The sequence below is a fragment of the Kitasatospora sp. NPDC097643 genome (genome assembly GCF_040302625.1).
Classification (GTDB): Bacteria; Actinomycetota; Actinomycetes; order Streptomycetales; family Streptomycetaceae; genus Kitasatospora.
Genome location: NZ_JBEOSA010000076.1, coordinates 22,650 through 43,774 on the forward strand (window position 1 = coordinate 22,650; position 21,125 = coordinate 43,774).

General features: G+C 73.1%; 16 protein-coding genes. 10 read left to right on the plus strand and 6 right to left on the minus strand.

Annotated elements, in window-relative coordinates; genetic code table 11:
* Window positions 1-16 precede the first annotated feature (16 nt).
* The 5 genes from ABTY15_RS33970 to ABTY15_RS33990 all read left to right on the plus strand — a co-directional run bounded on the left by ABTY15_RS33970 (window position 17) and on the right by ABTY15_RS33990 (window position 5,006).
* A complete protein-coding gene (locus ABTY15_RS33970; protein ID WP_350604395.1) occupies window positions 17-1,333 on the plus strand; it encodes a cation:proton antiporter in 1,317 nt (438 codons plus the stop codon).
* Window positions 1,330-2,394: a DUF1702 family protein gene (locus tag ABTY15_RS33975; RefSeq protein WP_350604399.1), complete on the plus strand. Its 1,065-nt coding sequence runs from the start codon at window positions 1,330-1,332 to the stop codon at window positions 2,392-2,394. Before ABTY15_RS33970 ends, ABTY15_RS33975 begins: the two co-directional genes overlap by 4 nt.
* A complete protein-coding gene (locus ABTY15_RS33980; RefSeq protein ID WP_350604402.1) occupies window positions 2,391-3,341 on the plus strand; it encodes a DUF1702 family protein in 951 nt (316 codons plus the stop codon). Before ABTY15_RS33975 ends, ABTY15_RS33980 begins: the two co-directional genes overlap by 4 nt.
* A gap of 112 nt (window positions 3,342-3,453) precedes the next feature.
* On the plus strand, window positions 3,454-4,695 hold the full coding sequence (locus ABTY15_RS33985) for an NAD(P)/FAD-dependent oxidoreductase (RefSeq protein WP_350604407.1): 1,242 nt from the start codon (window positions 3,454-3,456) through the stop codon (window positions 4,693-4,695).
* A gap of 44 nt (window positions 4,696-4,739) precedes the next feature.
* Window positions 4,740-5,006, plus strand: a complete 267-nt coding sequence (locus tag ABTY15_RS33990; RefSeq protein WP_502893654.1) for a 4Fe-4S dicluster domain-containing protein — start codon at window positions 4,740-4,742, stop codon at window positions 5,004-5,006.
* A gap of 96 nt (window positions 5,007-5,102) precedes the next feature.
* Here the strand turns inward: ABTY15_RS33990 and ABTY15_RS33995 are convergent, their stop codons facing one another.
* Window positions 5,103-5,942 (minus strand): oxidoreductase, encoded by an 840-nt coding sequence (locus tag ABTY15_RS33995; protein ID WP_350604409.1) that lies wholly within the window; start codon window positions 5,940-5,942, stop codon window positions 5,103-5,105.
* 196 nt (window positions 5,943-6,138) lie between these two features.
* On the opposite strand from ABTY15_RS33995, the gene ABTY15_RS34000 reads away from it, so the two are divergent.
* A complete protein-coding gene (locus tag ABTY15_RS34000; RefSeq protein WP_350604413.1) occupies window positions 6,139-8,859 on the plus strand; it encodes an AAA family ATPase in 2,721 nt (906 codons plus the stop codon).
* 72 nt (window positions 8,860-8,931) lie between these two features.
* On the opposite strand, the gene ABTY15_RS34005 is transcribed toward ABTY15_RS34000, so the two are convergent.
* Window positions 8,932-9,531, minus strand: a complete 600-nt coding sequence (locus ABTY15_RS34005) for a helix-turn-helix transcriptional regulator (protein WP_350604415.1) — start codon at window positions 9,529-9,531, stop codon at window positions 8,932-8,934.
* Between the two features lie 178 nt (window positions 9,532-9,709).
* A complete protein-coding gene (locus ABTY15_RS34010) occupies window positions 9,710-10,561 on the minus strand; it encodes an alpha/beta fold hydrolase (RefSeq protein WP_350604420.1) in 852 nt (283 codons plus the stop codon).
* Window positions 10,562-10,769: 208 nt separating this feature from the next.
* Between ABTY15_RS34010 and ABTY15_RS34015 the strand changes: the two genes are divergently transcribed.
* Window positions 10,770-12,416, plus strand: coding sequence for a tannase/feruloyl esterase family alpha/beta hydrolase (locus ABTY15_RS34015; protein ID WP_350604427.1), 1,647 nt, complete (start codon window positions 10,770-10,772; stop codon window positions 12,414-12,416).
* A gap of 93 nt (window positions 12,417-12,509) precedes the next feature.
* On the opposite strand, the gene ABTY15_RS34020 is transcribed toward ABTY15_RS34015, so the two are convergent.
* The gene (locus ABTY15_RS34020; protein ID WP_350604430.1) at window positions 12,510-13,577 is read right to left on the minus strand and encodes an alpha/beta fold hydrolase; all 1,068 of its coding nucleotides are present in this window, start codon (window positions 13,575-13,577) and stop codon (window positions 12,510-12,512) included.
* Window positions 13,578-13,803: 226 nt separating this feature from the next.
* Here ABTY15_RS34020 and ABTY15_RS34025 point away from each other — a divergent pair, with 226 nt between their 5' ends.
* The gene (locus tag ABTY15_RS34025) at window positions 13,804-14,619 is read left to right on the plus strand and encodes an alpha/beta hydrolase (RefSeq protein ID WP_350604434.1); all 816 of its coding nucleotides are present in this window, start codon (window positions 13,804-13,806) and stop codon (window positions 14,617-14,619) included.
* Between the two features lie 25 nt (window positions 14,620-14,644).
* On the opposite strand, the gene ABTY15_RS34030 is transcribed toward ABTY15_RS34025, so the two are convergent.
* Entirely contained in the window at window positions 14,645-17,437 is a 2,793-nt protein-coding gene (locus ABTY15_RS34030) for a helix-turn-helix transcriptional regulator (RefSeq protein WP_350604438.1), read from the minus strand.
* Window positions 17,438-17,710: 273 nt separating this feature from the next.
* On the opposite strand from ABTY15_RS34030, the gene ABTY15_RS34035 reads away from it, so the two are divergent.
* The gene (locus tag ABTY15_RS34035; RefSeq protein ID WP_350604441.1) at window positions 17,711-18,166 is read left to right on the plus strand and encodes a hypothetical protein; all 456 of its coding nucleotides are present in this window, start codon (window positions 17,711-17,713) and stop codon (window positions 18,164-18,166) included.
* A gap of 210 nt (window positions 18,167-18,376) precedes the next feature.
* Here ABTY15_RS34035 and ABTY15_RS34040 read toward each other — a convergent pair whose 3' ends face one another.
* A complete protein-coding gene (locus ABTY15_RS34040; protein ID WP_350604442.1) occupies window positions 18,377-19,135 on the minus strand; it encodes a sulfite exporter TauE/SafE family protein in 759 nt (252 codons plus the stop codon).
* A 249-nt stretch (window positions 19,136-19,384) separates the two neighbouring features.
* On the opposite strand from ABTY15_RS34040, the gene ABTY15_RS34045 reads away from it, so the two are divergent.
* A complete protein-coding gene (locus ABTY15_RS34045; protein WP_350604444.1) occupies window positions 19,385-20,758 on the plus strand; it encodes a rhodanese-like domain-containing protein in 1,374 nt (457 codons plus the stop codon).
* The last annotated feature ends 367 nt before the right edge of the window (window positions 20,759-21,125 follow it).

Here is a 21,125-nt window from a genome sequence, read left to right on the forward strand (position 1 = left end):
CGGAGATGGGGAGAGAATGTCCAACTCGGAAATCGCCATCCGCTTCTTCCTCCAGCTGACCGCGATCCTCGCGGTCTGCCGCCTGGTCGGCATGCTCGCCCGCAGGGTGGGGCAGCCGCAGGTGGTGGGCGAGATGATCGCCGGCGTCCTGCTGGGGCCGTCCCTGCTGGGGCTGGTGGCCCCGGACTGGCAGCACAAGCTGTTCCCGACCGGCCCGTCCATGACCATGATCTACGTGGTCGCCCAGGTCGGACTGGTGCTGTACATGTTCCTGATCGGCCTGGAGTTCGACACCGGGCTGATCCGGCACCGGATCCCCAGCGCCGTCTCGATCTCGGTGTCCGGGGTGCTCGCCCCGCTGGTGCTGGGTGCACTGACCGCGAGCGTGCTGGTGCAGCAGAGCGGCACCTACTTCGCCGCGGGCGTCAAGAGCTGGCAGGCCATGCTGTTCATGGGCTCGGCGATCGCCATCACCGCCTTCCCGATGCTCGCCCGGATCATCTTCGAGCGCCGGCTGACCGGGACCTCGCTCGGCACCCTCGCCCTGGCGGCCGGGGCCACCGACGACGCGATCTCCTGGTGCCTGCTGGCGGTCGTCCTCGCCGTGTTCAAGCACGACACGTCGATCGCGTTCCTGGCCATCGGTGGCGGCATCGCCTACGCGGTCACCATGCTGACCGTCGGTAGACGGCTGCTGGCCCGGCTGGGGGCCAAGGTCGAACGGGAGGGCGAAGTCGGTCCGCCGGTCCTGTCGTTCGTGCTGATGCTCCTCATGCTGGGGGCCTGGTTCACCGACTACGTCGGGATCTACGCGGTGTTCGGGGCGTTCCTCCTCGGCGTGGCGATGCCGCGCGGCCTGCTCGCCGACCGGATCCGCAGAGCCTTCGAGCCGCTGGTCACCCAGCTGCTGCTGCCGCTGTTCTTCGTGTTCTCCGGCCTGAACACCCAGATCGGCCTGGTCAACAGCGTGACCCTGTGGGGGGTCGCGCTGCTCATCCTGGCGGTCTCGGTGCTGGGCAAGGGGGTGGCCTGCTGGTTCGCGGCCCGGCTCAACAAGGAGCCGCAGCGCGAGGCGCTGGCGCTCGGGAGCCTGATGAACGCGCGCGGCCTGATGGAACTCATCCTGCTCAACATCGGGCTCCAGGCCGGGCTGATCACCCCGACGCTGTTCACCATCCTGGTCTTCATGGCCATCGCGACCACGCTGATGGCCACCCCGCTGTTCGAGTTCGTCTACGGGCGGTTCCGTTCGCTGCCCACCGCCACCGCAACAGCCGCCGCCACTGCCGGAGCCGTTCCGGGCCTGGCCAAGGTGAAGGGAGCGCGGCGATGAGCCTGCCGCTCGGAACGCTGCTCAAACCGGTCTTCCCGCTGTCCGCGGAGTCCTTCCCGAAGATGGCGGCCGAACGCTTCGGCGCCCAGGAGGACATGGACAAGACCTGGCTCACCTTCGAGCCGGTCGCCCGGACCCTCGTCGACAGCTTCTACCTGACCCTGGACCACCCGAAGGAGCGGGACCTCGTCCCGCGGCTGGACGACACGCCCCCCGAGCTGCGCGGCATCGCCTACGAGGGCGCCGGCATGGGGCTGATGCTGCTCGACAGCCTGTTCCCGTACCGGAAGCGGCTGCCGGCCTTCCTGCACGGGCCCGGCGCGCCCTACCGCTGCCTGGTCTACATCGGCGCGGGCCTCGTCCTGCCCCGCGTCCCGCTCGCCCCGCGCCGCTTCCTGCTCCGCCAGGACCCGTTCCTGCGCTGGCTGGTGATAGACGGCTACGGGTTCTACGAGGGCTTCTTCTCCTGGCGGGAGGTGGTCGAGCGGCACACGGTGCCGCGCGGGATCGACGGCTACGCGGCCCGCGCCTTCGACCAGGGGGTGGGGCGCAGCCTGTGGTTCTCCACCGGCGCCAACGTCGAACGGATCACCGAGACCGTCCAGGCCTTCCCGCCGCAGCGGCACGGCGACCTGTGGAGCGGCATCGGCCTGGCCTGCGCCTACGCGGCGGGCGTGATGGACCGCACCGCGATCGTCACGCTGCTGCGCAAGGCGGGCCGGCACCGGGCCGACATCGCCGCGGGCAGCGCGGTCGCCTCCGTCTTCCGGGAGCAGTCCGGGCTGCCCGCCCCGCACACCGACCTGGCCTGCGACGTGGTGTGGGGGATGGACGCGTCCGCGGTCGCCGCCCTCGCCCACGAGGCCGGTCTCGGCCTGGGCGGGCCCGGCGTCGGACCGGCCGACGGCCCGGGCGTACCGGAGTACGAACGGTGGCGGCGGCGGATCCGGGCGGCCTGGCTCGACAGCCCGGCGGCCGGCTCGTCCGGCTCGTCCGGCCCGTCCAGCTCGTCCGGCTCGTCCGGCCCGTCCGGCCCGGAGGCGAAGGGGGCCGGGGCATGACCGCCGTCGGAGCCGTCCGCAGGCGGCTGTTCGGCATCCCGTCCGCCCGGGCGGTGTTCTCCCGGCCCGGGTTCGCCCCGGAGGCCTGGGAGCGGTTCGCCCCGGTGGCCTGCTCCCTCATGGAGGGCTACCACGCGGCCCTGGAGGACCCGAGGCTGCCGGTGCTTGCGGCCCGGCTGGAGGCCGTGGAGCCGGCCCTGAAGGGCTTCGCCTACGAGGGCGCGGGCATGGGGCTGGCCGCCCTGGACATCGTCACCCCGCACCGGCGGCGGCTGGACGCCTTCGTCGCCGGCCCCGGCGCCGCCCACATCTACCCGGTCTACGTCGGCGTGGGCCTGGCCCACGCCCGGATGCGGCGTACCCCGGAGAGCCAACTGGCCGGACTCGACCCGCTGTTGGGCTGGGTGACCGCCGACGGCCAGGGCTTCCACGAGGCCTTCTTCAAGCGCCGGCGCTACGTCGAGCAGCACGCCGTGCCGACCCGGCTGAGCCGGTACGGGCGCCGCTTCTTCGACCAGGGCGTCGGCCGGGCGCTCTGGTTCTCCAACGGCGCGGTGGTCGAACGTGTCGCCCCCCTCATCGCCGGCTTCCCGGCCGACCGGCACGCCGACCTGTGGAGCGGGGTGGGGCTGGCCGCGGCGTACGGCGGCGGTGCCGACGAGGCCGGCCTGCGCGCGGTCCTCGCGCACGCCGCCCGCTACCCGGCCCAGCTGGCCCGCGGCGCGGCGACCGCGGCCTGGGGCCGTCGTACCGCCGGCAACCCGACCGCCCACACCGACCTCGCCTGCCGGGTCTTCTGCGGCCTCGGCGGCGAGGAGGCGGCCGCGGTGGTCGAGGAGGCTGCCCGCGACCTGCCCGTGATCAGCGTCGAGCCGCCGTACGAGATCTGGCGCGGGCGCATCGAGGACCGGCTCGCGGTCGCCCGTAGCCGCGCCCACAGCGCGTGACCCGCGTGTCCCGCACGCGCACCGCATGACCCGCGCGACCCGCCTGCGCACCGCATGACCCGCACACCGCTGGAAGAACCGCGAACCGCCAGGAAAGGGAAGGGGATCCACCGTGTACGACGCCATCGTCATCGGCGCCCGCGTGTCCGGCGCGCCCACCGCCATGCTGCTCGCCCGGAAGGGACACCGGGTACTGCTGCTGGACCGGGCCACCTTCCCGAGCGACACCGTCTCCACCCACATGATCACGGTCGAGGGCAGCGCCCGGCTCCGACGCTGGGGGCTGCTCGACCAGGTGGTGGCCTCCGGCTGCCCCGCCGTCACCAACATCGTGCTCGACCTCTGCTTCGACCGGTACGGCCACTTCACCCTGGAGGGCTTCCCGTACCCCGACGAGGACGGCTTCGCCGCCATCTACGCCCCCAAGCGCACCGTCCTCGACCAGCTCCTGGTGAACGCCGCCGCGGCGGCCGGTGCCGAGGTCCGGGAGGGGTTCTCGGTCCAGGAGGTCCTCGTCGAGGACGGCCGGGTGGTGGGGATCCGCGGCCGCGGCCCCAGCGGCATCACCGTCACCGAGCGGGCCCGGGTGGTGGTCGGCGCGGACGGCCTGCGGTCGATCGTCGCCCGGACGGTCTCGGCGCCCGAGTACCACGTCGTCCCGCCCAAGGCGTTCGGCTACTACACCTACTGGGACGACGTGGAGTTGATGGGCCTGGAGTTCTACACCCGCCCCGGCAGCACCGTGATCGCCTTCCCCACCCACGACGGCCAGGCCGCCGTGTTCGTCGAACGGCCCGAACGCGACTTCGCCGACTTCAAGTCCGACGTGCACGCCGGCTACCTCAAGACCGTCGACGACATCGCCCCCGGTCTGGGCGCCCGGCTGGCCACCGGATCCCTCGCCCACCGCTTCATGGGCGCGGGCAACCGCCCCAACTTCTTCCGGCGGCCGTACGGACCGGGCTGGGCGCTGGTCGGCGACGCCGGCGTCCACAAGGACCCGATCACCGCCCAGGGCATCACCGACGCCTTCCGGGACGCCGACCTGCTGGCCCAGGCCCTGGACGCCGGGTTCTCCGGGCGGATGCCGCTCGAAACCGCGCTGAGCGGCTACGAGTTCCGGCGCAACGAGGCCCTGAAACCGCTCTACGACTTCATCGTGGACCACGCGGCGATGGAGCCGTTCAACCCCGCCTTCCAGGACGTGCTCGCCGCGATGCGGGGCAACCAGGACGCCGTCAACCGCTTCTTCGGCGTCATCCAGAACACCGTTCCCTGGGCGGAGTTCTTCGCCCCGCAGAACCTGTCCGCCCTGCTCGGCCTCACCGACGCGGGCCTCACCGAGGTCGACTGAGCCGCCCCGCCCGCCCCTTCCGCCTCTTCTGCCGGGAGAAACCCATGACCTACGTGATCACCGAAGCCTGCGTCGGGAACAAGGACACCGCCTGCTTCGACGCCTGCCCCGCCGACGCGATCCACCCCGGCCCGGACGAGGCGTCCTTCGGCCGGCACCTCCAGCTCTACATCGACCCGACCGAGTGCATCGACTGCAGCGCCTGCGAGCCGGTCTGCCCGGTGGAGGCCATCTACCCCGAGGAGGAGGTACCGGCGGAGTCACAGGACGCCATCGCCGTGAACCGCGACTTCTTCGACGCCCAGGCATAGAACTGCCGGACGACTGCCGGACGTCGGCAGCAGGACCGCCAGGCCCAGCGACGCCTGGCGGTCCTGAGACCCGCCGAGGAAGTCACCGGGAACGTCTCACCGCCCCGCCGGGAAGTCGGCGGCGGCGCTCGCCCCGGCCCACTTCCGCGTCTCCTGCGCGCGCGCCTCACCGGCGGCCAGGGCCGCGGTCACGGCCTGGGCGCCGAGCAGCAGCCGGCGTGGTGGGTCGTCGTGGCCGACGACGTCGATGATCACCCGGGCGGCGCGGGCCGGGTCGCCGGGCTGCGTGCCGTTGTTCTCCTGCCGGTACCGGTTCATGGCGCCGACGGTCTCCTCGTAGTCGGGGCCCACCGCGTGCAGCTCCATGGACGAGCCCTGCCAGTCCGTCCGGAAGGCGCCGGGCTCGACGATGACGACCTTCACCCCGAACGGTGCGACCTCGCTGGCCAGCACCTCGGAGAAGCCCTCGACGGCGAACTTCGCGCTCTGGTAGGCACCCATTCCCGGGGTGCCTCCGACCCGGCCGCCCAGGGACGAGAACTGCACGAACACTCCCGACCGCTGCTTGTGCAGCATCGGCAACGCGGCCCGGGTGACGTTGACGACACCGAAGAAGTTCGCCTCGAACTGCTCGCGGAAGTCCTTTTCCGTCATCTCCTCGATCGGGCCGCTGTTGGCGTATCCGGCGTTGTTCACCACCACGTCCAGCCGCCCGAACGATTCGACCGCGCTGTCCACCGCGGCACGGGCAGCATCCACGTCGGTCACATCCAAGGCCGCGGTACGAACCCGCCCCCCGTAGCGGGAGACCAGGTCCGCCAGCTGCTCCGGCCGCCGAGCCGTCGCCAGGACCTGGTCCCCGCTCTCCAGAACCGCTTCGGCCAGGCACCGCCCGAAGCCCCGGGAAGCGCCGGTGATCAACCACGTGCGAGTCATGTCAGGACCCTTTCGCTCCGTTGTGAGACCCATCGGTCCATCACTGTCACGTGCGACGTATCCACCGCGCATCAGTCATCTGACGCCCAGTCCGTGACGGGGCGGCCAGGGGTGATCGAATCCGGGCAGCTCAGCCGGCCTCGCTGTTCGTAGGATGGGCGCAGCTCCTCCGGGAGGAACTCGTACCGGAGGTGACATGCCGCAACACGCGAAACACCAACTGCTCGGGCGGGCCCGGGAGGTGGAGGTGCTGGACCGTCTGCTGCGCGAGGTGCGCGGCGGGCGCAGTCGGGTGCTGGTGCTGCGGGGTGAGGCGGGGGTCGGCAAGTCGGCGCTGCTCGACCATCTGGCCGGGCAGGCGGGGCCGTGGCAGGTCGTGCGCGCGGCCGGCGTCGAGGCCGAGGCCGAGTTCGCCTATTCGGCTCTGCAAAGGCTGTGCGCCCCGCTGTTGTCGCACCTCGATCGACTGCCGGCGGTGCAGCAGGACGCGCTGCGGGTCGCGTTCGGCCTGAGCGCGGGGAACCCGCCCGAGATGCTGCTGGTCGGGATCGCGGTCCTCGGTCTCTTCGCCGAGGCTGCGGCCCAGTCGCCGCTGGTGTGCCTGGTCGACGACGCGCAGTGGCTGGACCTGATGTCCCAGCGGATCCTGGCGTTCGTCGGGCGCCGGCTGGACACGGAATCGGTGGCGTTGGTGTTCGCCGAGCGGATCACCGGAGGGAGGACGGAAGCGGGCTTCTCCGGTCTGCCGGACCTTCCCCTGCGCGGGCTGGCCGACGCCGACGCCCGGGCGCTGCTCGCCGGCGTGCTGCCGGGGCCGGTCGACGCCCGGGTACGGGACCGGATCGTCGCCGAGACCGGCGGGAACCCGCTCGCCCTGCTGGAGTTGCCCCGGGGCCTGTCCCCGGCGGAGTTGGCGTTCGGCTTCGGCGGGCCCGGCGCCGGCCCGCTGGCGACCCGGGTCGAGGACGGCTTCCGTCGGCGGGTCGACGCGCTGCCGGCCGACACCCGCGCCCTGCTGCTGGTCGCGGCGGTCGAACCGGTCGGCGACGGGCCGCTGTTGTGGCATGCGCTGCGCCTGCTGGGCATCGGGCTGGAGGCCGCGGCACCGGCCGAGGCCGCGGACCTGATCACCCTGGGAGCCTCGGTGCGGTTCCGGCACCCGCTGGTGCGTTCGGCGGTATGGCGCGGCGCGGATGTCGCAGCCCTGCGTGCGGCGCACGCCGCCCTGGCCGAGGTCACCGACGCCGAGCGCGACCCCGACCGGCGGGCCTGGCACCGGGCCCACGCCGCGGTCGGGCCGGACGAGCACGTCGCCGCCGCACTGGAGGGCTCCGCCGACCGGGCCCTGGCGCGCGGCGGTCGGGCGGCCGCTGCCTCCTTCCTGGAACGAGCCGCAGCGCTCACCCCCGACCCGAAGGAGCGGGCGCGGCGCGCACTGGCGGCCGCAGCGGCCAATGTCGCCGCGGGTCTGCCGGCTCGGGTCCCCGACCTGCTCGCCGCCGCCGAGCTGGGGCCGCTGGACCGGTTGCAGCGGGCCCACGCCGGTCGGCTGCGGGCCAAGGCGTCGTCCATGACCGACTCGGGGAAGGGCGCGGTGCAGCCGCTGCTCGACGCGGCGAGCCAGTTCAGGGACCTCGATCCGGCCGTCGCGCGGGAGACCTGCCTCGCGGCGTTCGACGCGGCCGTCTGGGCCTGGCCGCATGACGAAGGCGGAATACGGCGCGCGGCCGAGGTCGCGCGTGGCCTGACACCCGGTGACGAGCCGGCCGGAATATTCCTCCGTGCCCTGGTCGCATGGACCACGGACGGGCAGGTTGCCGCCTTCCCGCTGCTGGCGCAGGCGCTGCGCTCCATCGCCGACGAGGAGGAGCCGTCCGTCCTGTGGGCGGCCACGAACGCCGCCGCGGAGCTGGGCGATCTCCAGGCCTGGCTGGACATCACCGATCGGACGGTCCGCTTCGCCCGGACGACGGGCACGCTGTCGGTCCTCTCGACGGCCTTGCCCTACCTGGCGGGCGCGTTGGGTCATGCGGGGCGTCTCTCCGAAGCCGAGGGCCTGCTGGCCGAGGCCGCAGCCATCGAGAAGGCCACCGGCGTGGTGACCCGCACGGCCTCGGCGGCCATGATCGCCGCGTACCGGGGACGGGAGCGACCGGCCCTGGAACTGCTGGAGGCGATGGAACGGGACGGCCAGCAGCGTGGCCTGGGCCGGCTCATCCGGGTGGCCGCGTGCGAGCGGGCCGTGCTCCACAACGGCCTGGGCAACTATCCGCTCGCCATGGAAGCGGCGCTGCGCGGCGGAGTGCACAAGGACCTCGTGGTGCACTTCTGGACGTGCAGCGAGCTGGTCGAGGCCGCGACCCGGGCCGGCGAGCCGGCGGTGGCGGCCGGGGCGTGCGAGCGGCTCGCCGACTGGAGCCGGGCCGGCACGCCCTGGGCCCTGGGCGCGCATGCGGTCGCCGACGCCCTGACCGGAGCACCCGAGCAGGCCGAAGACCGCTACCGCGAGGCCGTCGACCACTTCGGCCGCGGCGGGCTCGGCGTGTTCGAGACTCGGGCCCGACTGCTGTACGGGGAGTGGCTGCGCCGCCGGAACCGGCGCGCGCAGGCCCGTACCGAGCTGCGGGCGGCGTACGAGGCGGCCGCGCGAATGGGCATGGAGGGGTTCGCCGAGCGGGCCCGGCGTGAGCTGCTCGCCACCGGTGAGACGGTTCGTAAGCGGACCGCCGGCGCGCCGGTCCTGACCCCGCAGGAGGCGCAGATCGCCCGCCTCGCGGCCGCCGGGCACCCGAACGCGGAGATCGGCGCGCACCTGTTCCTCAGCCCTCGTACGGTTGAGTGGCACCTGCGCAAGGTCTTCGCCAAGCTGGGGATCTCCTCCCGTCGAGAGATCGACGGCGCCTTGTCCGTGCGGTGACCGCCGTGCGCTGATCGCTGTGTGGTGATCGGCATGCGGTGATCGCCGATGTCCGGCGGGCCCGTGGGACGGCTACGGCAGCACGGTACGCAACTCCCGCCGTGAGCTGATGCCGAGTTTGATGAACACCTTGCGCAGGTGCCACTCGACCGTACGGGCACTGAGGAAGAGCTCGGCTCCGATCTCTGTGTTCGAACGGCCGTCCCGTGCGCGCCTGGCGATCCGGCTCTCCTGCTCCGTCAGCTCGACCGTCCGTTGCCTGGCAGGCGGCGACACCGAGACCCCGCACTCGGCGAGTTCACGGCGGGTGCGTTCGGCGAATGCATCGGCGCCGATCTCCACGAACATGAGGAACGGGCCCGGCGGATCCCCGTTCCGCAGGCCGAAAACGGTTGCCAGCGCCTCGGCCTGGGGCGCGGGGAGACGGTCGACCCCGTTCAGCAACGGGAGGCACAGCTGGTGCAAGGCGGCGTAGGGCAGTTCCACCTCGGACTCGACCCCGGCTACTCGCTGGATCCGCGCGTCCGCACCGGTGCGCAGGGCGTGGTCGAGCAGGGCGGTCTTCCCGACACCGGCCTCGCCCAGCACCACGAGAACGTCGCTACGACCGTCCCGCATCGCCTTCAGCAGAGCGTCCGGTCTCGCGCATTCCGCGCTCCGCCCGAGCAACACCAGATCCTCCCAGCGGCCGATGCACGGACGTCGTCGTAGATCTAATACGACCGTGTGCCAGGCACCGGGCCAGCTCGGGGAGGACGGCCGGGAGGACGGAGGGTGAGGACGGGGGAACCGCCCTCCGCCCTCCCGGCGTTCGGGGGCCGCTCTTCAGCGGCCGGATGGTGAGGAGTGGTCAGCGGGTGGCGCGGGCGGCCTGCTCGACGACGCCGGCCACCAGGCCGGGGTGGGACACCGCGACGGAGTGGGACGCGGCCACCTCGGTGGTGTGGGCGTGGGCGCGCTCGGCCATGAACCGCTGCGCAGCGGCCGGGATGTTGAGGTCCTCGGTGGTGACGATGTCCCAGCTGGGGACGGTCTGCCAGGCGGCGGCGGTGGCCTTCTCGGTCAGCGCGGCCTGCGCGATCGGCCGCTGTGTCGCGGCCGCCAGCGCTGCCCGGTCGGCCGGGACGTCGGCGGCGAACTGGGCCCGGAACTTGTCCTGCTGGATGTAGAGGTCGGTGCCGGTGATGCCGTCGGCGTTGGTGAACGGGACCGGGTCCAGGGTGCCGGGCAGGGTGGATCCGGGGTACTGGTTGGTCAGTTGCAGGGCGGTCTCGCCCGGCGCGGGCAGGAACGCGGCGACGTAGACCAGGGCCTTGACCCGCGGCTCGCCGACGGCGGCCGCGCTGATGACCGAGCCGCCGTAGGAGTGGCCGACGAGGATGACGGGGCCCTTGATGTGGTCGACGAGGCTGCGCAGCGCGGCGGCGTCGGAGGCCGGGCCGCGCAGCGGGTTGGCGGCGGCCACGACCGGGTAGCCGTCGCGGCGCAGCCTGGCGATGACGCCGTCCCAGCTGGAGGCGTCGGCGAACGCACCGTGCTCCAGGACGACGGTCGGCTTGGGGCCGCGGTCGGTCGCCGCGGAGTCGGTCGCCGCGTCGGCGGTACCGGTGAAGGTGGAGGCGCCGATCGCCGCGAGGGCGCCGACGGCAGCGGCCGTCCCCGTGATGAACCGCCGCTTGCGGCCGTGCTCGATGCCTGACATGGGCCACGCTCCTGGGAGGGGAGAGATCGGAAGGGGTGGCCTTCACTGTCGTCGGTGGATCGTCTCGGCCGCATCGGTCATGTGACGTCAACCTGCTGCCTGTCCGGGCGCCGCGCACCGCGTTCTCGACTCAGCGTCAGCTGACTGATGTGCCCGGGCGGTGTGCCGACGACAGTGATGTCGCCATCCCCGAATCCGAGGAGAGATCATGAAACGACGGCTTCTGACGCTCGCGGCGGCCGGTGTGTCGCTGGCGGCGGCCGGTGCCATCTGCGCACCGGTGAGCGCGTCGGCCGATCCGGTGCACATCGCGACCCCGGCCGCCGCCGGCCCCGCTTCGTTCACCTGCACCCCGTTCGAGCTGCCGGCGCCGGCCGGCACCGCGGTGGAGTCGGTGACCGCGACGGCCGCCCCGGCGGGCACGTTCCAGGTGCCCGGCGCGCCCCCGTTGGGCGGTTACCCGGTGCCCGACGTCCCGGCGCACTGCGAGGTGACGGTCACGCTGACCCACCCGGGCGCGAACGACCACGCCAAGGTGCAGGTCTGGCTGCCGCAGGCCGGCTGGAACGGCCGCTTCCAGGCGGCCGGCGGCGCCGCCTACGCCGCCGGGAACATCGGCGCGGTGGCCGCGGCGGTCAAGCAGGGCTACGCGGCCGCCACCACCGACGCCGGCGTGGACACCAGCGGCCTGGACAGCAGCTGGGCACTGGACTCCCGGGGCCGGATCAACACCGCACTGCTGGAGAACTTCGCCGCGCGCTCGGTCCACGAGATGGCGGTCGTCGGCAAGCAGGTCGTCGACGGCGTCTACGGCCGTGCCGCGTCCTACTCCTACTTCAACGGCTGCTCCACCGGCGGCCGCCAGGGCTACCTGGAGGCCCAGCAGTACCCCACCGACTTCAACGGCATCAACGCCGACGCCCCCGCCGTCAACTGGAACCAGTTCGAGGTGGCCACCCTGTGGCCGCAGGTGGTGATGAACGAGGCTCACACCTACCCCACCACCTGCGAGTTCAACGCCTTCAACCAGGCCGCGCTGAAGGCCTGCGACAAGCTCGACGGTGTGGTCGACGGCCTGATCAGCGACCCCAACCGCTGCGACTTCGACCCGCGCCGCCTGATCGGCACCACGGTCGTGTGCGACGGCAAGGAGTACACGATCACCGCCGCCGACGCCGACGTGGTCCGCAGGATCTGGGACGGCCCGCGCGACGCGTTCGGCAAGCGGCTCTGGTACGGCCTGCCGATCGGCGCCGACTTCTCCTACCTGGCCGCCAGCAGGACCGATGAGAACGGCGTCACCACCGGCCGGCCGTTCATCGTGCCGGCCCAGTGGGTCGCCACGTTCGTGGAGAAGCAGCCCTCGTTCAACACCGCGAACCTTGGCTACGCGCAGTTCGACGAGATCTTCCGGAAGGCCCGCGCCGAGTACGACAGCGTCATCGGCACCCGGGACGCGGACCTCTCCGCGTTCCGCGACGCCGGCGGCAAGCTGCTCACCTGGCACGGCGACGCCGACCAACTGATCCCCACCGCGGGCACCGTCGACTACCGCAAGCGCGTCGACGCCCGGATGGGCGGTACCGAGAAGGTCGACGACTTCTACCGCGTCTTCCTGGCCCCCGGCGTCGCGCACTGCGGCCTGAACGGTGGCAACGTCGACGACCTGGCCGCCCTGACCGCCTGGGTCGAGCACGGCCAGGCCCCGAACGTGCTGCACGCCACCCTGCCCACCGCCACCGGTGGGACCGTCGCGCGCGACGTCTGCCGCTACCCGATGGTCTCCCGCTACACCGGCCACGGCGACCCGGGCGCCGCGAGCAGCTTCCGCTGCGTCAAGGCCTCGCGCCACTGACCACGGCGCGCGGCGAGTTCGGGTCTGCCCCCGGGTCGGGGGCGGACCCGAACTACTCAAGAGGGCGCCCGCCGTGGTCGGCGCTCTCGTGGATCACAGATGGTCGGCGTCCACCACGGCCTGGGCGAACGCCGTCGGCGCCTCCTGCGGCGCGTTGTGGCCGATGCCGGTGAGCACGCGGTGCTCGTACGGGCCGGTGAAGAACCGCCGGTACCCGGTGCCGTCGGTGGTGGCCAGGAACGGGTCGAGGGCGGGGTCCAGGGCGATGGTCGGCACGGTGATGACCGGCCGGGCTTCGAGCAGCTGCTCGTAGCGGTCGTAGCGGCGATCGCCGTCGGCCAGGCCCAGGCGCCAGCGGTAGTTGTGGATCACGATGGCGGCGTAGTCGGGGTTCTCGAACGCCGCGGCCGTGCGCTCGAAGGTGGCGTCGTCGAACTCCCAGGTCGGGGAGACCTCGTCCCACACCAGCCGGCACAGGTCGTGCCGGTTCTGCCTGGTCTCCATGGCGACCCGGCCGCGGTCGGTGGCGAAGTAGTACTGGTACCACCAGGTGTGTTCGGCCTTCGGCGGCAGCGGGTTCTGCTGCGAGGGGATGTTGATGACGAGGTAACCGCTCACCGCCACCAGGGCCTTGACCCGCTCCGGCCACAGGGCCGCGATGACGTCGGCGGTCCGCGAGCCCCAGTCGAAGCCGGCCAGCACCGCCTTGTGGATCTTCAGGGCGTCCATCAGGGCGATGATGTCGAGGGCGGTCGCGGACTGCTGACCGGTGCGGACAGTCGTCGGGGAGAGAAAGGTGGTGGTGCCGTGGCCCCGCAGGTACGGCACGATCACCCGGTAGCCGGCGTCCGCCAGCAGTGGCGCGACGTCGACGAAGCTGTGGATGTCGTAGGGCCAGCCGTGCAGGCAGATGACCACGGGCCCGTGCTTCGGCCCGAGCTCGGCGTAGCCGATGTCGAGCACACCGGCCCGGACTCGCTTCAGCTCCGGGAACGAGGTGTGCGTGCCCGGGGCGATGGTCGGGATGACCGGGGCCGGGCGGCCGGGCCGGTCGGCATCGGCCGCGAAGGCGGTGGGCCCGTTCGACGCCGCGCCGACCGACACGGCGGTGGCGCCCACGCCGAGACCGACCGCCTTGGTGAACGTACGCCTGTTGATCATGTCTGATCCTTCCCGGAGACTCACTGGCATCTGGCATCTCCACTCTTCGTCGGCCACTGGCCGGACGCATCAGTCACATGACGTCGAGACACTCGAAGACGCACCAAGGACCTGCCGGGCCGTCACATTCAGTCATCCGACTCTTTCGGCCGGGCCACCGCTCGGTGATCCTCGAAGGAGCGCCGCAACGCCGGCGGATCGTCGTCCGCAGCCGGAAGGTCTGGCCGTGAAGCAAACCCCCGTCGTCCTCATCCACGGTGCGTGGTTCCACCTGTCCTCCTGGGAGGGCTGGGCCGAACGGTTCACCTCGTACGGTTACGCGGTGTGCGTCCCGGGCTGGCCCGGCGAAGCCCCCACCGCCGACCGGGCCCGCCGCGATCCCGGCCCACCGAGCGACCTCGGGCTCGCCGCGCTCACGGCCCACTACGAGGAGATCGTGCGTTCCTTCGACCACCCGCCGGTCCTCATCGGGCATTCGGCCGGCGGCCTCATCGCCCAGCACCTCCTCGGCGCCGGCCTCGGCCGCGCCGCCGTGGCTCTCGCGCCGCTGCCGGCCGGCGGTGTGCCGCTGGACGACGGCCGGCCCCGGCCGTGGTCGCTGATGCCGGCCGGCTCGCCCCGGCACCCGGGCTTCGAGCCGCTGCCCCGGACCTGCTTCCGACACGTGGTCGCCAACGCGGTCGGTGCGGAGGAGGCGGCGAAGCTCTTCGACCGGTACGCCGTCCCGGCCCCGCGCCGGCTGCTCGCGGACCTCGGACTCGATCGCACCGCCGCCGGGCCGGCCGACACCGTCGTGGACACGGCCAATTCGGCGCGCGGACCGCTGCTGCTCGTGTCCGGCCAGGAGGACCGGATGGTCCCGGACGTCGTGACCCGCTCGGTCTACAAGCGCTATGGCGACTCCTCCGCCGTGACCGACCTGAAGCAGTTCGCCGATCGGGGGCACTCCCTGGTGTTCGACAGCGGCTGGCGCCTGGTCGCCGACCACGTCCTCGCCTGGCTGGCCGCCAACGGCGTCGAGGCCGTGGCCGCCCAGGACTGAGCGCGGAGATCAGACCTGCGTGGCATCAGGCCCGTGCAGGCTCCTCGGTCCGGCTCAGCGCGTCGCGCAGCGCCGCCCGGGTCGTGATGCCCAGCTTGGGGAAGACGCGGTACAGGTGCGAGCTGACGGTACGCGGCGACAGGCGCATCCGCTCGCCGATCTCCTTGTTCGTCAGGCCGCCGGCGGCCAGGTCGGCGATGCGGCGTTCCTGCCAGGTCAGCGAGGCCAGGTTCAGCGTCGAGGTGCGGGGCGGGGCCCCGGTGGCGCGCAGTTCGGCCCGGGCCCGCTCGGTCCAGCCGGCCGCGCCCAGCCGCTCGAACGCCTCGGCCGCCGGGACCAGGTACTGCCGCGCCGTCACCGGGCCCTGGACGTGGCGCACCCGGATGCCGTGCGCCAGCCGGATCCGGGCCAGCTCGAACGGGAAGCGGGCGGCGTCCGGGTGCGATTCGGCCCGCGCGAACATCTCGGCGGCCTCCCGCTCGTTCTCGGCGGTCATCGCCAGCGCCCCGTAGGTGATCAGCCCCAGGCGGGGTGACACGAGCGGCAGACCGGCGTCGCGGGCGGCGAGGGCGTGTGCCCGGGCCTGCTCGACGCGTCCGGTGTGCTGGGCGGCCTCGACGAGATCGAGCAGGGTGCGCGAGGCCTGGTACGCATAGGGCCGGAACGTGCCCGGCTGCGTGATGCCGATGGCGTAGAGGTACGCGGCCTCGTAGTCGCCGGAGCTCAGCGCGGCGGTCGCGCCGGCGGAGTCGGCGACCTGGGTCAGGAACCCCAGTCCGCGCGGGCGGGCCCAGGCGTCCACCTCGGCCTGGAGGTCCCGCGCCCGCCCGACCTGTCCGCGCAGCGCCGCGAGCTGGGCCAGGTACGCGCGGCTCTGGGCGGCGAACAGCTGGTGGCCGTGCTCGGCCGCCAGATCCAGGCCGCGCTGTCCGGTGTCCTCGGCCTCGGCCCATTCGCCGACCGCCATCTGGTCGAGCATGATCTGGTGCAGCATGACCATGCCGGTGGCCACGGCTCCGGTCTCCAACTCGCGGTCCACGACGCGCTGGAGGTGGGGGCGGTACTGGCTCAGGATGTCGAGGTGGTACGCGGCCGCGCCCAACCGGGTGACGTCCCAGGGTTCCAGCTCCGGCAGGTTCGCGGCGGCTTGCCGCACCGGCCCGGCCCAGTCGGCTCCGTGCCTGGTCACATCGCTCCAGGTGTCGCGGTAGAGACGCGAGCGTTCGGTGACCAGGCCCCCCAGGGAGGCGAGAAGTCCGCGCGTGCTCTCCCAGGTCGCGCGGTCCCCGCTGTACTGACTGATCGCCAGGAGAAGGATCACCAGCCGGGTGAGGACCTCCTCACCCGGCTGGGCTCCGCCGACCGCCGACACGGCGGCCGTCCCGCCGTCCCGCAGCTTCTCGATCGCGGCCGAGACCTGTCGGTGGGTGGAGCGGACGTCCCCGTCCTGGTAGAGCGCCTGGTAGGCGGCCGCCAGCACCGAGGCCGGCGACCCCGTCGAACCGGGTGCGAGGCCTGCCTGGACCAGCCGGTGCGCCTGGCCGAGGCGGGCGGCGTGACCGGCGACGAAGGCCGCGTCGGCCAGCCGCCGGGACCGGTCGGCGTGGTTCTCGCTGAGCTCGGCGGCCCGGGTCAGCCAGGTCACGGCCGCCAGCGCCCCGCCGCGCCGGGTCGCCGACTCGGCCGCCGCCTCCAGGATGTCGGCGACGTCCTCGTCGGGATCGACCGTTGCCACCGCCAGGTGTGTCGCCCGGCGTTCGAGGTGCTCCCGGTGAACCTGCGCCAGCGCCAGGTGCGCGGCGCGGCGCTGGTTGGGAGTGGCCATCTGCACGACGGCGGAACGCACCAGCGGGTGGCGGAAGACGAAATCGCCGGTGGCCGCCTCGATGTCCAGCAGCCCGGCGGCCACTGCCGAGTCGGCGTCGCGCATGCGATAGCGCGTGCCGGGGGCGGCGTCGGCGCTGCTCGGGGTCCCGGCGCCGTCGAGCGCGCCCGTCAGCAGCTCGCCCCGCACCCGCTCGTCGAGGGCCGCGATGCGGGCGCCGAACAGCCGTTGCAGCCGCCGGGACAACGGCATGCCGTGCTGACCGATCAGTTCTTCGGCCGAGAGGTCGCTCGACCGGCCGGCGAAGTGGGCGGGCAGCTCCAGCAAGGCCAGCGGGTTGCCCTGGGCCTGCTCCAGGACGAGGCGGCGGATCCGTCGGCTCAGCTCCGGGTACCGGTGGTCCAGCAGGCGTGCCGCGTCCTCGTCGGCGAGGGCGGAGACCGGCAGTTCGGGCAGTGCGGCGGTGTCGAAGCGCGACGTGAGGTCGGTGCGGACCGCGACCAGCAGCTTCACCGGAGTGCCGGCCAGGCGTCGGCCCACGAAGCCGCAGACGTCGGCGCTGGAGTCGTCCAGCCACTGCCCGTCGTCGAGGACCAGTAGCAGCGGCCGCTGTGCGGCGCAGCGCGACAGCAGGCCGAGAACGGCGATGCCGAGCGTCATGACCGAGGGCGGATCGCCCTGCACTCCGCCGAACACGGCGTCGAACACCGGCCGGATCCCGTCGTCCAACCGCGCGACGTCGGCGAGCAGCGGATGGAGGACTTGGTGCAGCCCGGCATAGGGCAGCCCGGACTCCGCCTCGACGCCGGCGGCCCGGATGACGAGGTGGCCCTCCTGCTCCGCCAGCACGGCGGCGTGGCTCACCAGCGAACTCTTGCCGACCCCCGCCTCCCCCCGCAGGACGAGCGCCTGGCCCGCGGCCGACTTCACGAACGCCACGAGCTCCGCCTGCTCGTCCGCGCGGCCCACCATCGTCGTGGTGACGGACTTCATGCCGCCCTACTCCTTCCTGATGCCGCTCTCAGCCGCCGAGTCCGGCCGCGTGGGCCATGGACCGTCGTCAGCTCCTGCGCCGCCATGGCTGCCGGTCGGCATCCACCGATCACGATCCCGGGACCGCGGGCCCGTCGAGCCGGTGCCGAACCCTGGCCAGTACCCGGGCCGGGGGCGACCAGTGTCCGGCACCGGCTCGACGGGCCGCCGCCGCAAGGGAGTCTGAGGACAGCCGTTCAGGACACCCGAGGCAAGGAGCGCAGGGAGAACCCCATGGCAACCATCCATTTCACCGAGCGGACGCCGGTCACCCCGGAGCAGTTCGTGGCGAGCCTCACCGACTTCGGGCCGGGTCGTCGGGAACTGTTCCCCAACAGCGCCGACGAGTACTTGCAGGTCCACGCGGAGGGTGTCGACCACGCCGACGTCACCGAGGGCTCGGGCGGCATATGGGAACGGCTGCGGTACGACTGGTCCGACCCGAACCGCGTGGTGATGACCACGGTCGACTCCAATATCTGGGGCGGCGCCTCGGGACACACCTACACCTTCACTCCGTTGCCGGACGGGTCGACGCAGCTGGACGTCGTGGTGGTCCGCGAAGGCAAGAACCTCAAGGGCCGCGTCACAGGGCTGCTGCTGGGCAGTGTCGGCAAAGGCGTACTGGCGAAGGCGTTGAAGAAGACGATCAAGGCGGTCGAGGCCCGCAACCAGCTGCCCCGCCCGTAACGCGCCCCCGCGTACATCCCCCGATCCGCACGAACGGCAGACCCACCACGGCCGTCAACCGCACGGCCGCGGTCGAACTCGCCGGCGAGGGTCGCAACGGCGGCACCGCGCGCTCCACCGGCGGTCCGCACTCGGCGTCCACCAGGTGGTCATGGGTGGGGTGTTCCTCTCGGAGCGGTGATCGGGATCGTGTCGGATCCGGGGTGCGCCTCAGTGCACGAGGGCTGAGACGAGCATCAGGGCGGCGACGGCGAGCAGGACGACGGCGAAGGCGCGCTGGAGGGTGCCGCCGGAGAACTTGTCGGCCAGGCGCTTGCCGTCCCAGGCACCGAGGATCGCCGCGGCGGTGAAGGGGGCGATGACGGCCCAGTCGAGGCCGTGGGCGGCGCCGAGGCGCGGGACGAGGGCCGCGGCGGAGTTGGCGGTGATCACCAACAGGCTGGTGCCGATGGCCTCGGCCATGGGGAAGGCGAGGACGGAGACCAGGGCGGGCACGCCGAGGAAGCCGCCGCCGACGCCCAGCAGGCCGGTGGCGCCGCCGAGGGCCGCGCCGACGGCGGTCGCGCGCCACGGGCTCGCGGTCGTGGCCGGTGTCCCGTCCGTGGTGCACCGGGCGGGCCGGAGCATGCGCCAGGCGGCGAAGCCGGCCAGCAGGGCGAAGGCGGCGGTGAGCAGGGTGCCGGGCAGGTGTGCGGAGAGCAGGCCGAGCAGGGCCGCGACCGGGAGGCCGGCGGCGGCGAACAGCAGGCCGCTGCGCCAGCGCACCCGCCCCGCGCGGGCGTGGGCGAGCAGGCCGGTGATCGAGGTGGCGGAGACGATCAGCAGGCTGGCGGTGGTGGCCGCGGCCGGGCTGAAGCCGAGCAGGTAGATCAGGGCCGGGACGGTCAGCATGCTGCCGCCGCCGCCCAGACCGCCGAGGGCCAGGCCGACGACGGCGCCCGCGAGCAGGGCCGGGATGAGCACGGTCATCGGGCGCCCGCCCTGGTTGTGCGCGCCTGCGGACATCGGGACGTGCGGCGTCCGACCCGCTGGGCGGTGGCGTGGATGTGGTGCATGACCTGGGCCTTCCGGTGCTGATCGGCATCGTTTGCGGATACCCCCAGAGGTATACGATGCTGTCTAGCGTAATACCCCTCCAGGTATCCGCCGACCCGGACCCATACCCCCGGGGGCATCGGGACTGCCGGCCCCACCACCCATCCAGCACAGGAGGCTTCCGTGCACTTCGCCCAGCACTACCTGGACTGCCTGTCGCAGGCCGCCTACGTCATCGGCGACCCGACCACCGGCCGCGCCGTCGTCGTCGACCCGCGCCGGGACGTGGACGACTACGTCGCGGACGCCGAGGAGCACGGCTTCACCGTCGAGGCCGTCATCAACACCCACTTCCACGCCGACTTCCTGGCCGGCCACCTGGAACTCGCCGAGCGCACCGGCGCCTGGATCGGCTACGGCCACCGCGCCGAGACCGAGTACTCGATCCGGGGGCTCGCCGACGGCGAGCGGATCAGCCTGGGCGAGGTCACCCTGCAGATCATGGAGACCCCGGGCCACACCCCGGAGTCGATCAGCATCCTGGTCTTCGAGCACCCCGACGACGCGATCCCGTACGGCGTGCTCACCGGCGACGCGCTGTTCGTCGGCGACGTCGGCCGCCCCGACCTGCTCGCCTCCACCGGCGTGACCGCGCGGGAACTCGGCTCGATGCTCTACGACAGCGTCCACCGCAAGCTGCTCGCACTGCCGGACGCGACCCGGGTCTTCCCGGCCCACGGCGCCGGCTCCGCCTGCGGCAAGAACCTCTCCGCCGAGCGCTCCTCGACCATCGGCGAGCAGCGCCGGACCAACTACGCCTGCCGGCCGATGGACGAGGAGACCTTCGTCGCCCTCGTCACCGCCGGCCAGTCCGTGGCCCCCGGCTACTTCTCCTACGACGCCGACCTCAACCGCCGCAACCGCGACCTGTACGACGCCGGCCAGGCCGCACCGGCCCTCGGCGTCGAGGAGTTCGGCGCCCTACGGGCCGGCGGCGCCCTGGTGCTCGACGCCCGCGACCAGCTGGCCTTCGCCGCCGGGCACCTGGCCGGCTCGGTCAACGTGCCGATCGAGGGCCGGTTCGCCGAGCAGGCCGGCAGCGTGCTCACGCCCGCGGACGAGATCCTGGTCATCGCGCCGCGGGGCAGGGAGCAGGAGACCGTCACCCGGCTCGCCCGGATCGGCTTCGACCGGGCCGTCGGCTACGCGGCCGACCCCGAGGAGGTCTTCCTCGCGCACCCCGACCGGATGCGGCAGGCCGGCCGGGTGACCGTCGACACCCTGCGCGCCGAACTCGCCTCCACCCAGCCGCCGCTGGTCCTGGACGTGCGCAACTGCCGCGAACGCGCGGACGGTCGGCGCATCGAGGGTGCCCTGCACATCCCCTTGGCGGAGCTCGCCGGGCGCCTGGACGAGGTGCCCGCCGAGGGCCGCCTGATCGTCCACTGCGCGGGCGGCCACCGCTCCTCCATCGCCGCCAGTCTGCTGCGGCAGCGCGGCCGAGCCGAGGTCTACGACCTGCTCGGCGGCTACGGCGCCTGGGAGACGGCCGCCTGACTCGGGCGGGCCGGGTGCGGGTGGCGGGAATGGCCGCCCGCGCCCGGGTGTTTTCGCGGGCTATGCGGCCGTGGCCGCCACGGCCCTTGCGGCCGGCGCTTTTCGCCGCCCACGCGGGCCTGCGCCCCGTCCCGTTCCTGCTCGGCCTGGCATGCGTGAGACGCACCACCCTGCAATGGCCGCTGCTCGGAAGTGCCCGGTGGGACAACCGATCTGACGCCACATCACCAGCGGGGGGGCGCGCCAAAGCCGTGGGGGGGGGGGGGCGGGGGGGGGGGCGCCCCCCCGCCAACAGGGGGGGGGGGCGGCGGGGCGCACCCCCCGGCGCCCCCCCCCCCACCGCGCGCGGCCGGGCCCGCGCCCCCCG

Coding starts and splice junctions, on each gene's coding strand:
- ABTY15_RS34020 (WP_350604430.1), bottom strand. CDS start 13,577: ATGATCAACAGGCGTACGTTCACCAAGGCGGTCGGTCTCGGCGTGGGC.
- ABTY15_RS34015 (WP_350604427.1), top strand. CDS start 10,770: ATGAAACGACGGCTTCTGACGCTCGCGGCGGCCGGTGTGTCGCTGGCG.
- ABTY15_RS34040 (WP_350604442.1), bottom strand. CDS start 19,135: ATGACCGTGCTCATCCCGGCCCTGCTCGCGGGCGCCGTCGTCGGCCTG.
- ABTY15_RS34000 (WP_350604413.1), top strand. CDS start 6,139: ATGCCGCAACACGCGAAACACCAACTGCTCGGGCGGGCCCGGGAGGTG.
- ABTY15_RS33990 (WP_502893654.1), top strand. CDS start 4,740: ATGACCTACGTGATCACCGAAGCCTGCGTCGGGAACAAGGACACCGCC.
- ABTY15_RS34030 (WP_350604438.1), bottom strand. CDS start 17,437: ATGAAGTCCGTCACCACGACGATGGTGGGCCGCGCGGACGAGCAGGCG.
- ABTY15_RS33975 (WP_350604399.1), top strand. CDS start 1,330: ATGAGCCTGCCGCTCGGAACGCTGCTCAAACCGGTCTTCCCGCTGTCC.
- ABTY15_RS34010 (WP_350604420.1), bottom strand. CDS start 10,561: ATGTCAGGCATCGAGCACGGCCGCAAGCGGCGGTTCATCACGGGGACG.
- ABTY15_RS33995 (WP_350604409.1), bottom strand. CDS start 5,942: ATGACTCGCACGTGGTTGATCACCGGCGCTTCCCGGGGCTTCGGGCGG.
- ABTY15_RS33980 (WP_350604402.1), top strand. CDS start 2,391: ATGACCGCCGTCGGAGCCGTCCGCAGGCGGCTGTTCGGCATCCCGTCC.
- ABTY15_RS34035 (WP_350604441.1), top strand. CDS start 17,711: ATGGCAACCATCCATTTCACCGAGCGGACGCCGGTCACCCCGGAGCAG.
- ABTY15_RS33970 (WP_350604395.1), top strand. CDS start 17: ATGTCCAACTCGGAAATCGCCATCCGCTTCTTCCTCCAGCTGACCGCG.